General features: G+C 52.8%; 10 protein-coding genes. 2 read left to right on the plus strand and 8 right to left on the minus strand.

The annotated features are described in order from the left end of the window. Positions 1 to 16 precede the first annotated feature (16 nt). Positions 17 to 1,003 carry an HAD family hydrolase gene (locus SD69_RS14760; protein WP_052481194.1) on the plus strand — a complete coding sequence of 329 codons (987 nt, stop codon included), beginning with the start codon at positions 17 to 19 and terminating at the stop codon, positions 1,001 to 1,003. 78 nt (positions 1,004 to 1,081) lie between these two features. Here the strand turns inward: SD69_RS14760 and SD69_RS14765 are convergent, their stop codons facing one another. Genes SD69_RS14765 through SD69_RS14795 form a run of 7 tightly spaced genes read right to left on the minus strand, consistent with a single transcriptional unit; the run spans position 1,082 to position 9,575 of the window. After that, positions 1,082 to 2,269 carry a BatD family protein gene (locus tag SD69_RS14765; protein WP_041523821.1) on the minus strand — a complete coding sequence of 396 codons (1,188 nt, stop codon included), beginning with the start codon at positions 2,267 to 2,269 and terminating at the stop codon, positions 1,082 to 1,084. After that, positions 2,262 to 3,872 carry a VWA domain-containing protein gene (locus tag SD69_RS14770; protein WP_041523822.1) on the minus strand — a complete coding sequence of 537 codons (1,611 nt, stop codon included), beginning with the start codon at positions 3,870 to 3,872 and terminating at the stop codon, positions 2,262 to 2,264. The genes SD69_RS14765 and SD69_RS14770 overlap by 8 nt, the downstream gene beginning before the upstream one ends. Continuing rightward, positions 3,865 to 4,854 (minus strand): VWA domain-containing protein, encoded by a 990-nt coding sequence (locus SD69_RS14775; protein ID WP_041523823.1) that lies wholly within the window; start codon positions 4,852 to 4,854, stop codon positions 3,865 to 3,867. Before SD69_RS14775 ends, SD69_RS14770 begins: the two co-directional genes overlap by 8 nt. After that, positions 4,851 to 5,330: a DUF4381 domain-containing protein gene (locus SD69_RS14780; protein ID WP_041523824.1), complete on the minus strand. Its 480-nt coding sequence runs from the start codon at positions 5,328 to 5,330 to the stop codon at positions 4,851 to 4,853. Before SD69_RS14780 ends, SD69_RS14775 begins: the two co-directional genes overlap by 4 nt. Positions 5,331 to 5,333: 3 nt before the next feature. Then, a complete protein-coding gene (locus SD69_RS14785) occupies positions 5,334 to 6,281 on the minus strand; it encodes a DUF58 domain-containing protein (RefSeq protein WP_041523825.1) in 948 nt (315 codons plus the stop codon). A gap of 9 nt (positions 6,282 to 6,290) precedes the next feature. Continuing rightward, positions 6,291 to 7,268, minus strand: coding sequence for an AAA family ATPase (locus SD69_RS14790; protein ID WP_041523826.1), 978 nt, complete (start codon positions 7,266 to 7,268; stop codon positions 6,291 to 6,293). A gap of 15 nt (positions 7,269 to 7,283) precedes the next feature. After that, entirely contained in the window at positions 7,284 to 9,575 is a 2,292-nt protein-coding gene (locus SD69_RS14795; RefSeq protein ID WP_041523827.1) for a tetratricopeptide repeat protein, read from the minus strand. A 309-nt stretch (positions 9,576 to 9,884) separates the two neighbouring features. Between SD69_RS14795 and SD69_RS14800 the strand changes: the two genes are divergently transcribed. After that, positions 9,885 to 11,462: an arylsulfatase gene (locus SD69_RS14800; RefSeq protein ID WP_084591595.1), complete on the plus strand. Its 1,578-nt coding sequence runs from the start codon at positions 9,885 to 9,887 to the stop codon at positions 11,460 to 11,462. A 72-nt stretch (positions 11,463 to 11,534) separates the two neighbouring features. On the opposite strand, the gene SD69_RS14805 is transcribed toward SD69_RS14800, so the two are convergent. Beyond that, entirely contained in the window at positions 11,535 to 12,383 is an 849-nt protein-coding gene (locus SD69_RS14805) for an ATP-grasp domain-containing protein (RefSeq protein WP_084591596.1), read from the minus strand. Between the last annotated feature and the right edge of the window lie 76 nt (positions 12,384 to 12,459).

The following is a 12,459-nucleotide window of genomic DNA, read 5'->3' on the forward strand; positions in this document are numbered from 1 at the left end:
CCACGAGGGATTGCTAATGCTACCAAACCTTAAATCTGTATGCGCAGGCTTAATCGGCTGCGCCCTAACATTACAGGCGCTCGCCGACCCATTACCATCCTGGCGCGAGGGCGATAACAAAAACGCCATATTGGAGTTTGTTACAAACGTCACCAACCCGGAGAGCGACCAGTTTGTGCCGGTCGCCTCGCGCATTGCCACATTCGATAACGACGGTACGTTATGGACGGAGCAACCCGTTTACTTTCAGCTTATCTACGCATTAGATATGCTCAAAGAGCAGGCAAAAAAAGACCCGAGCATTCTCGATTCAACCATGTTAAAAGCCGCTGTGGATGGCGACTTTAAGACATTGATGTCTGGGGGCAAAGGTGCCCTGCAAGAGGTGATCAATGCCTCCCATGCCGATATCAGCCTCAACGAGTTTGAGCAAAGTGTAAAACAGTGGCTTGCCACTGCCCGCCACCCCAAAACCAACATGCCCTACAACGCTATGGTCTACCAGCCTATGCTGGAGCTCTTAAGTTACCTACGTGATAAAGGCTTTACCACCTACATTGTCAGTGGTGGCGGGCAAATGTTTGTCCGCGCTTTTGCACAAGACACTTACGGTATCCCCCCGCAGCAAGTAATAGGCTCAGGTTTGCACCTCAGCTACGAAGTTATTAATGGCAATCCGCAACTCACCAAAAAGCCCGACATAGCCTTTCTTGACGACGGCCCCGGCAAACCTGTGGGAATTGCCACAATAATAGGCAAAAAACCCATTTTTGTGGCGGGTAACTCTGACGGTGACTTTGAAATGCTTGAGTGGGGTAGCACTAACTCGCTGCCAAGCCTTGGTGTGATCGTGCACCACACGGACGCTAAAAGAGAATATCAGTATGACCGGGATAGCCACATTGGCAAGCTCGATAAGGGCCTGAGCGAAGCCGGTGATCGAGGCTGGTTATTAATCGACATGAAAGAGGATTGGGCTAAGGTGTACCCCAAAACGCCGTAAACAACTTCTCTCAGTACTCGCAACCAGATAACAACGCACTGGTTGCGAGACCAGTATCCAGCCGAAAACCGCGCGATATTAAGGATTTAAAGGCTGCAACTGCGAGTGTTTAGTATTCACCATTTGCTGCAGCGCGCGACGATAGTCACGCAGAAGCGATGGTAAATTAGCCGTTTCTCTCGACAAGTAAACGTCCTGCTCAAGCGCAAAGACAATCCCCGTAAATTCTTGCTGACGTGCAAAATTTTGACGGTACGCCTGCGGCCATTTACCGTTCCATGTGTGTAGTAGCTGCTCACTGGCGCGATTGGGCTTTTTGAGTGACTGTAAGGTGCGGCGAAAGAGCACCGGCTCGGTTTGCTGATAGGCCTTATATTTAACCCGCAACCAGCGCGCGATAAACGTGCAGACCAGTACCCCCAGCAGTGCTACCAAAGCGTAAAACAATTTCTGCAGGCTAGTCGCGGCAGGCTTAGCCACCTGAAAGGCTTTGCCCTCAGCGACCACCTCAATCACCTCGCCTGAACTGGGCTGATAGTAGCGCACACTAATGTCGTCAAACACAATCTCGCCCGGCGCTTGCGTTAATGCATCTTGCCGCTCGGTTCGTACGCCACTCACTTGCCCACCGCTGACCTCATCCTTGCTAACCGGGCTTTGCTGGTAGGATGCAACGGCCTCGCTTTCTAGCTTTTGCAGCAGCGAGGGCAAAAACAAAGATGAGCTGCCACTCACCCGAGCGGTCAGTGCCCGGCTAATGCTATCGCCTACCGTCAGCTGATCCGGGGCCTCGAACGACTGTTGTAGATCAATACTGTCGGCAATAATCAACGGATCAAGGTTCTGCGCAGCTGGCGGAATATACGCACTAAAGGTTACTGGTGGTGGTGTGATATCAACGGTTTCGGCGCTGCCACCCTCGCCGCCAAAATGCAGCGTTAAGGGCGGAAAATCAAGCGTATAGCTTCCCTCAGTCATTGGCACCACGGTGTAGTCTTTAACAATACCCGACCAAGTTTTGCCATCGACGTTTTCCGAAATCGGATACGAGCTTTTATTGGTGGCAAGGCTAATGATATTAACCGCCTCCACCTCATCAAAATATACCGCTTTAGTGAACCAAGTGGGCACCAGGACTTTAACCGACACGGTGTTTATTTGCCCCACCATCACTTGCTCATTGCTAACCGATGAAGTTATTTTTGGCTCAGCCAGAGTCGCCACGCTGATGCAACACAAAGCCCACGCCAATATGACCTTACTCACTGTCATCGCCTCCCTGGTTGTTTGCCTCATTGGCAAACTTGGCCGACAGAAAATCGCTCATATCCGAATCCACACTTCGCATCCACTTTTCCCGTGCATCCTCAGACAGCGTATCGCTGACTTGATACTGCTGGGATTTAGCGCCCTCCTCTTTTTTTGCGGTTTTTTTACCGTCAACGTCCAGCGATACACTTTGCTCTAGATCGACGTTTTCACCGGCGTCGATCAACTCCTGAATAATGGCCTGAGTAATCGCAAGGTTGCGTTCCGCCTTAGCAAAGCCGGGCTTTTCTTTTAAAATCTGCTCGTAAGCGGCGGCAGCGCCATAATACTGATGGGCTTTTAGTAAGGCATTGGCGCGATTGTACATGGCCTCCACCGTGCCAACAGTGGCGAATAGATTTGCCGCCTGGTTGTATTTTCCTTCCTCATATAAAGCGGTGGCACGCCACATAGGGTCTTCGAATGTCTGTGCGGCCTCTGTAAAGTGGTTTTTCTGATATTGCCAAAAGCCCTGCTGGTCTGGGGTAACAAACCAATCCAGCACATCGGCCCGTGCCGTTTGCGGCTGTAACGCCAGCCCCACCCACAAAAAGCCCAGCCCTGCAGCAGCACCACGCGAGGTGACACGAGTGCCGGTAGAGGTGAATCCTTTGCGAAACCACAGTGCCATTAACACCAGTACCGGCCAAATAAAGTACCAGGCCATATCCTCATAGGGGGCGTTGGGGTTATCGCGCAGGGCGCGGCGCTGCAGCTCACGCACCGATTTATCCAGGGCTAACAAATCCTGGTTATTCAGCGTAACTTTTTGCGTGGTGACTTGAGGCAAGTCTGCGGCGATAGTGGGGTTAAGCGCAAAAGTCAGTGACTGACCGCTGTCATTACTTTGGTAAGCGCCGCTCTCGCTGATAATAACGCCGCCCTCTTCGGTAGCAAATTGCCACCAGATAAACGGCGTATCGTTCTGCTTTAATTTTTCCACCTCGCCTGGCTGTAGGTTATCGGCCATCAGCACCACAACCCCTTCGCCTGCGCGCTCTACCTCCTGTACAGCCAGAGCAATGGCGGCGGCGGCATCATCGGCGCCCAAAGAGTCGTTATTGGGCATAATATCGGGACTCAATGCCTCCACAAACGGCTGAAACACGCGATTATCTTCGGTCATTGGCAGAACTTTGTGGCTACTGTCGGCGTAGACGATCAGTGCTGTTTTCGCACCGGCGCGAAACGCCAACAAATCGGTAATCTTCTGTTTAGCGCGAGTCAGCCGGTCGGGCTGGATATCGTTAGCCAACATCGTCTGCCCCAGCTTCAACACCAGGACAACTGGCGGCTGTTGCTGTTGATCGTCCACCGCTTTGTGCCATGCGGGACCCGCTGCCGCGAACACCAACAAAAAAGCGATCACCGCAACCAGATCAACCGGCTTAAATTTGTCCAGTAAAGTCTGACGTGGGGTTAATGCTTTTACCAGATGCGGAGGAATATGCTCCTGCCAGTTGGCTTTACTTACCAAGCGGCGGCGCAACGCTCCGTACAGCAGCGCGAGCACTGGCAGTGCGACGAATAATTCGGGGCGCAAAAAATGAAAATCAAACATGATGACGCTCCATCATCCGCACGCGAACAACACTGATGATAAACGACAGGATTAACAGCCCGAGCGCCGCCACCAATGGGTAGACTAACAACATCTGCTCGCTGCGCTGTATAGGCTTCTCGCTGGTGGTTGCCGCTATTTTATCGATTTCAGCATATACACGGCTCAGTGCATCCGCATCCTGAGCCGAATAAAAAGCGGCATCAGTAATCGCGGCGACCTTGCGCAGGGTGTCAAAGTCCACCCGGTACTGGCCTTCACCATTTTCATCGCCAATACCGATGGTAAAAATCTTAACCCCGTCGTCGGCGGCGATATGAGCGGCGTTTAAAGGCGACATACGCGAGCCAGTGTCAGCGCCATCGGTAAGTAGAATCAACACCCGGTCTTTTACCTTAGAAGACTCAAAGTGTTTTATTGCCAAGCCTATCGCATCACCAATGGCCGTATGAGGCCCGGCAATGGACACGGCAGATTCACGTAAAATCTCTTCGGCACTGGCCAGGTCTTGGGTAAACGGCACCTGCAGATAAGCGCGAGTACCAAATACAATCAAACCAATGCGGTCATCACTGCGATCGCTAATGTACTGCGATACGACGTTTTTAACGGCGTCGAGCCGCTGTATTTTTTCACCATTGGTATCGGGGAAATCTTGCTCGCCCATAGAGCCGGACAAATCGATGGCCAACATAATATCCCGGCTAACGACTTTTTCCTGGATAGGCTCGCCGAGCTTTACCGGCTCGGCCAGAGCCAGCACTAAAAGCGTCCAGATCAGCAAACCCGCGATAAGATCCCACAGCGGCTTGCCAAACACCTGACTACCCGCCCCCACCCGCGCACCGGACACCTCCGCTGCCAGATTAAAAAACGGAATTCGAATCGCCAGCGCGCGCTGACGCAAGGCGGGCAACAACCAATAGGCCAACAGCGGAATGGGCAAAAGCGCCAGTAGCCACAGGTGTTTAAACACAATCATGGGGCCACCTTATAATGTTCTAGCCAAAAGATGGCCTGCTGCCTGAGCGCAGCACGGTCAAACCCATTATCGCTACGCAACCGATAAAAATCGGTAAAAGTAACTTGATTCTCGACTCGAGCGTTCAGGTACTCACACCACGGCTCACCGGTCAAAGCCGCCACTTCACGGCGTGGCATATGGCTTAACAAGCAACGCTTGAGAATCGCACTGACGTCCAGTGGATCGTAATCGTCCGCCAACGCGTTCACCTCGGCGACGGCATAGAGCCGAAAGCGATTTTGATAGCGGCGATAATAATGCCTGCCTACCAACAGCACCACTAAGAACAACACGCCCCCCAACAGCCCCCACCAACCGGGGCCTTGGGGTAACATCGAAATGGGCTCGGCGGGCTCCAGTGGCTGTATCAGCTCGAACAACTGATAAATTTCCAGACCATCCAGATCACTGTTATCGGTTGTGCTATCAATCATGATTTACCTCCGCACCGCCAGTGCTTCGGCCATTTGCATAAAGGTATCGTCAGCCGTACTCAACTCCATCACCGATAAATTCATGCGCTCGCGCCACTGGCCGATTTTTTCTACCCGCTCGGTAAAACTGCTTTGCAGCTTGCGGTGGGTTTGGCTATGGCTGGTGTCCAAAGTCATTTGCAAGCGCCCGTCGCTGACCACCATTTGTATGTCTTCGGGCAGCTCACGAGCCATAGGGTCAACGACCTGCACTAAGACGACGTCATTGTGAGCACACATCTGCCCCAGATAGTCTTCGGTTTGCTCGTCCACCTCGTCAAAGTCGCTGATTACAATGATTAACTGATCATGGCTCGCAAGTTCTGCCGCCGTTTTAAGTGGCAGGTTTAAATGCATCGGTGCGGACACCGGCTGATCGCAATTAAGGGCCAGATTGCAATCGGCCAAGGCGCGAATGATTTGCTCAAGTGATCGGGCCCGTTTACTGGGTTTATAGGCGTGCACTTCTGCGTCGTTAAACAACACCGCGCCCACCCGGTCGCCTCGCTCAAATATACCGTACGCGCAAAGCGCGGCGGCCTCACTGGCGGTGACTGACTTCATATTGTGGCTGGAACCAAAAAACATGCTCACGCGCTGATCGACGATCAGCAATGCCGAGCGATCTTTTTCTTCCGCGTAGACACGCACATGAGGTTTTCCGGTACGAGCGGTCACGCGCCAGTCCATGGTGCGAATGTCGTCGCCCACACGGTAGTCGCGTAACTCTTCAAAGCTTAAGCCCCTCCCGCGCATACGCGAGCCATGACGCCCCGACAAAATACTTTTACTGTTGTGACGAGGTAAAAAGCTGAGCGAGCGGGCTCGCCGCTGTAAACCTTTTAAGTGAGCAAAGTCTGTGTAGATGCGTGAATCGAGTGAACCAGGCGCGTCGTTCCCTGTCGACTTCATGGCAAGCCCCTAGGGTAACGCGACCAGCTCGATGATTTTGTCTACCACCCCATCAGCGTTTATGCCCGCCCCCTGAGCCTGGTAGCTGAGCGCTAAACGATGGCGCATTACATCTTTGGCGATAGCGCGAATATCTTCTGGAAGCACATCAGTACGGCCGTTTAACCACGCCTGCGTGCGGGCGCATTTATCCAACGCGATGGAAGCGCGCGGCGACACACCAATCTCAATCCAGCCGGCGAGCTCGGCATCGTATTTTTCCGGGGTGCGGGTTGCGTAAACCAAATCGGCCATATAGCGGGCCATGGCCGGCGCCACGTTTACCTGTGCTATGTCTTGGCGGGCGGCGAAGATAACGGCTTGCTCGGTGCGCTCGGCGTTACTGGGAGGCTTGGTGCCCTGGGCCTGCTGCTCCTCGTCGCGCACCAACTCGATTACTTTGACTTCGTCTTCGACGCTCGGGTAGTCGATGTTAATCTTCATTAAAAAGCGGTCTAATTGCGCCTCTGGCAACGAGTAAGTACCCTCTTGCTCCACCGGGTTTTGTGTAGCCAGCACCATAAACAGCGGCTCCATGGTATGGCTCTTACCGTTGACGGTAATCTGCCGCTCTTCCATCGCCTCTAACAGCGCCGATTGCACCTTGGCCGGAGCGCGATTGATTTCATCAGCCAAAACAATATTGGCGAAAATTGGGCCTGGATCAAAATGAAACTCACCGCCATCGGGGGTTTGATGAAACACCTCCGAGCCCGTGATATCAGAGGGGAGCAAATCGGGGGTAAACTGCACCCGGCTAAACTCGCTCACCATGTTTTTTGCCAACGCTTTAATGGCCCGGGTTTTAGCGAGCCCCGGCAGGCCTTCAATGAGTAAGTTACCGTTTGCGAGCAAACCAATCAGCAAACGGTCGACAACGTCTTCTTGGCCGATAATACTGGCGGCAATACGGGTTTTGAGTGCCTTGACTTGTTGCAATGTATTCATACTGAATTTTCAACCTCAATCCTTTTGTTGCTGTTCCAGTTGTCGCAGCATTTGCTGAATTTGCTGGTTGCCAGGCACCAGAGCGTTAAGCTTTTTAGCGTAGAACAATGCGCGGTCGTACTGTTGGTTCGCAGCGTATAACTGCGACAAAGTATAGCTGATGTCTGGGTTGCCGGGTTCGCGCTCGTACGCTTTTTGCAACTGCACAATGGCATCAGGTATCCGGTTCATATCCTGCAGCAGTAAGCCATAGGTGTAAATGAAGTTCGCGCTGGCATCAGCCCCACTCGCCGCAGCTTTCAACTCTGGTAAAGCCTTGGGTTTATCACCCTGACGAATATAGCTCATAGCCATAGCGTAGCGAACGGCAGCGGCGCCCTCATTAATAGCCAAAGCCTGCTGCAGTACTTCCTGTACTTTAGCTTCATTTTGGCGAATACGGTACAAGTCGGCCAGATTAACGTAGGCCGGCATAAAAATGGGTTCAACCTCAATGGCCTTACGGTAATGTTTTTCGGCGTTTCGGGAGCGCCCCAACTCATGTTCAAGGTTGCCCAGGTTAGTGTGCGCAAAACCGCGATCGGCTTGATATGCCTGCACTTCGCGATACTCATCCAGCACTTTTCGCAGCCGCGCACTGTCGGTCGCATCTAACGCTGTTTCCTGAGGCTGCACCAGCATGCGCGCCAACGAACGAGCCGCCTGAGTGCGAACCGGCAAATGAGTATCATCCAGCAGCTCGCTTAGCATTCGCCATTTATCCGGCGTGGGATACGCCGACGCGGCCTCAATCGCCGCTTGACGTTTTATCGGGTCGCCGTCGCGCACCGCGCGCGCGATAGCCACTACCGCATTTTGTCCCGGCGTCCGCGCCATACGATGCAAGGCTGAGGCGCGAATAATATCCGGGTAACGCGGGTCCTGTGCAATTTTAGTTAATTCTTGCCCCGCATCAGCAGCGCCAGTATCGCCCTTGTGAAAGGCGGTAGCAAAATGCTCGTGCCCCAAATAATTGCTTTCTGGGTGCCATTGTAGAATGTTCGCCTCGGACCACTTGGCGGATTTATCTTTATGGCAGCCGTTACACGCATTGGGCACTCCCAAACTCTGACTTAAATCCGGGCGCGGGACCTTAAAGCTGTGGTCTCGGCGAGCGTCTATTTGCATGTAAGTCGTAGACGGCATATGGCAATCCACACAGGCGCTCCCGATAGAGCCCAACGTGTGACCATGGTGTTTTTTATCTTCGTAAGTTTCTTGGGTATGACATTGAGTACACACCTGATTGCCGGGAAGCTTTATCTGGCCTGAATGAGGGTTATGGCAATTGCTGCAGGTTACCCCGGCCTCGTGCATTTTGCTCTGTAAAAACGAGCCCCACACATAATCTTCATCCCAAATTTGGCCGTCGGCGTGATACAGCCCCTCGGTGATCAACGCAGGTTCGAAAGTATTGTGGTAATCGTCCGGCGCCTGGCTGTCGGCAAGTGCCGAGCGGCGGGAGTGGCAACTGGCGCACACCTGCACCTGCCGGCTGGGCTTAATGTCGGCAATGGCCTGCATCAAGCCCTGATCATTTTCGCGAAATAGCGGCGCTTTTACGCCGATATAGGTGCTGTAGCCTTTATCAGCAATGGATTTATCACCCTCTGCCCACTTTAAATGTTGTTCAGCGCTCCCGTGACACGCCGCGCAACTGACATTAACTGCGGAGTAAGTGGAGTGGTACGACTGGCTCTCTAGATCAAAGCCTTTGCGAAAGTCGGTCGAATGACAGTCGGCACACATTTGATTCCAGTTCTGCCCCATATTGGACCAGTGAAACTCATCGCTCGGGGTTTGCTCGGGGTGCAACACAAACCATCGCTGGCCGCCATTTTCTTTGACGCGACTATCCCAGGCAAACGGAAAAAACTGATACTTGCCCTTTCCTGCATCAAACATATATTGCTGCAATGGTTCGTAGCCAAAGGTGTAGGCAACCGCAAGGGTTTGCAGCTTGCCGTCCAAACCCGGCATAGAGATAAACAGCTGTTCCCCCTGACGGGTAAATGTCGCCGTCGCCCCCTGATAGTTAAGAGTCTGATTGGTAAAGTCCCCCAACACCGTTTGCGGTGTGGCAGGCTCCATTGCGTGGAAGTGATGCGATTGCTGCCAGTCTTTGACTTGTTCAGCGTGGCAGCTGGCGCATTTTTCTTCGAGCCCTGCAGAAAAAGAAACGGCACTGGCCAGTGCCACGAGAATACCGACTACTAAAATGAACGAACTTTTCCCTAATGGTCTGCCTCGCTGTCGTCCTAACTTCACACTCGACCTCTTATATTGTTTCGCGTTGTTTACTGCTCACAGTAGCCAGTATTTTGGCACAGTACTCCCAGATAAATACAGCGGCATCAGCCACTGTGTTACCAACACATTTAAATGATAAATACGCGAATGTAAAAAAAAACGAATATCTTGGGGGGACGGCAATTTAGGTTATATACTCATTGTTCCTGGGGTGGATTGAACGCGTTCCGACGAGTCAACTCATCGCACAGAATAGGCACGGTCAATGAGCGTACGGACGTTTCGCGCATTAATCTGCCAACCTGCCACAACTAAAGGAGCTAGATCGTGTTTACATTTAAAGCACAGTGGAAAAAGCTTGTCGCTTTGACCGCACTTACCATAGGCGCCTCCGCCGCCACCCAAGCCGCCGATAAGCCCAATATTCTGGTTATTTGGGGCGACGACATTGGTGTTCACAATGTCAGCGCTTACAACCACGGTATTATGGGCTATAAAACACCGAACATTGACCGGATCGCCAAAGAAGGCGCTATGTTCACCGACGCCTACGCACAGCAATCGTGCACAGCTGGTCGCGCCTCATTTGTCTTAGGCCAGCACCCTTTCCGTACCGGCCTGCTGACCATTGGTATGCCCGGCTCTGATCACGGCATTCCCGATTGGTCGCCCACCATCGGTGACGTACTAAAAGAACAAGGTTACTTGACCGGCCAGTTTGGCAAAAACCACTTGGGCGATCAGGACAAGCATTTGCCAACAAATCACGGCTTTGATGAGTTTTTTGGCAACCTATACCACTTAAACGCCGAGGAAGAACCAGAGGGTTACTACTACCCCAAAGACGCCGAGTTTCGTAAAAAGTACGGCCCACGCGGGGTATTACACTCCACAGCCGATGGCAAAATCGAAGACACCGGCCCCCTCACTAAAAAGCGTATGGAAACTGCTGACGAAGAGTTTTTGAGCGCGGGGATTGATTTTATCGAGCGCGCAGTCAAACAAGACAAACCGTTCTTTGTTTGGATGAACACCACCCGCATGCACGTGTGGACTCACCTTAAGCCCGAGTCTGACGGCGTAACCGGCATTGGGCTGTACCCTGACGGTATGGTTGAGCACGACAAATCCGTCGGTGTGCTGCTCGACAAGCTCGACGAGTTAAAAATCGCCGATAACACCATTGTGGTTTACTCAACCGACAACGGCGCCGAAACGATCAGCTGGCCCGATGGTGGCACAACTCCGTTCCACGGCGAGAAAGGCACCACTTGGGAAGGCGGTCACCGTGTACCTATGATGGTACGCTGGCCCGGCACAGTTGAGCCCGGCACCGTGTACAACGACATTATCTCGCAAGAAGACTGGATGCCTACCTTTGCCGCCGCTGCCGGCGAGCCCGAGTTAGTCGAGAAAATGAAGAAAGGCTACCGCGCTAACGGCAAAAAGTTTCGCGTGCACCTGGACGGCTACAACATGCTGCCTTGGTTTAGTGGCGAGGTTGACGGCTCACCGCGCGAAGAGATCTTCTACTTTGGCGCTACCGGCGAGCTAAACGCCGTACGCTGGCGGGATTGGAAAATCCATTTCGCCATCCTGAAAGGCGGCATCAACACGGCAGTACGTGAGACGCCAGCTTGGCCGCTAATCATTAACTTGCGCGCCGATCCATACCAAAAAGGTGCACTCGAGTCAGAGATGTACCTTAAGTGGTATGCTGAAAACACCATGTGGCTGTTTGTTCCTGTGCAGCAAAAGGCTATGGAGTTCTTAAAAACCATTCCTGATTACCCCTTTCAGAAAGGCTCTAGTTTGAGCATGAGCAACATCAGCTACAAAACCTTCGAGCAAAAAGAAGCGATGGATAAGCTGAAGGCGCTGGATGCACTGGTACCACGCAACTAACATTAGGTAACCCTAATGCAGTAGTACTAAAAAGGCCGCTTACTCTCCGTAAGCGGCCTTTTTTCTGTTCGCCTAAACGGCCCTTTTTATCCCCCGCGCTTTACCCCGGCGCGGCGCGCTAAAGGGGTCGTCCCCAGGTAAGTCGTAATCGGGCCCCTCGGGCTCCAATCCGGCCGTTAAGTACTCGGCAATCGCCTGCTGTAATAACTCTGTGCCGCCCGGTAAGCCCTGATTACCAAACAGCCGGTTAAACTCCAACAAGTACGGGTGATCACCCACCATGGCCACATCAAAGCCGGCATGATCCACCCCCAGAGTATGCGCTACACTCAGCGCAAGTTCTACGGCCTGATACGGTACCGGGGAGTGATCCACAATACCGCCGCGCGCCACGTTGTTGTAGAAGCCTTGCTCGGCTTGCAAGCGCCAGTAGGCGGCGACCAACTTACCACCCACCACAATCACGCGAATATCCCGCACGATAGGTAAGTATTCCTGTACATACAAAATATCGGTCAGCGCTCGATAGCGTTCGTAGTCGGCCCGATCATTAACCAGCCAAACCCCCTCCCCCATAGAGGCCTTCGGTAGCTTCACCACAAACGGCAACAGCATAGCGTCCCACAACCGCTCGGCCTCGGTGTCAGTATTGGCGGCAATCAAGGTCCAGGGGGTATGGCGCGGCGCCACGGCCTGAAACGCACGGGTCATTTCGATTTTATCGTGGCCAATTAAATAGCTGGATAAACTGGGGAAAATGCGGCAGCCCAAACCAAACACCAACGCATTCACCTGCCAGTATTCCGGAAACAACACCCACGGCGCCTCTTGTAGGGCCTGTTGGTGCTGCAAGTACGCCTCTGGCTTTAGCACAGTGACACCTTCCAATCCCAGCGTACGAAACACATTAAACGAGATCATGCTCACAAAACGGTCACCTAAAAAAGGCGGATAATCCGGTGTTTTCAGGTTTTACGCAACTAATATCTCCTGTGGT

The sequence above is a fragment of the Gilvimarinus agarilyticus genome (genome assembly GCF_000832015.1).
GTDB lineage: Bacteria > Pseudomonadota > Gammaproteobacteria > Pseudomonadales > Cellvibrionaceae > Gilvimarinus > Gilvimarinus agarilyticus.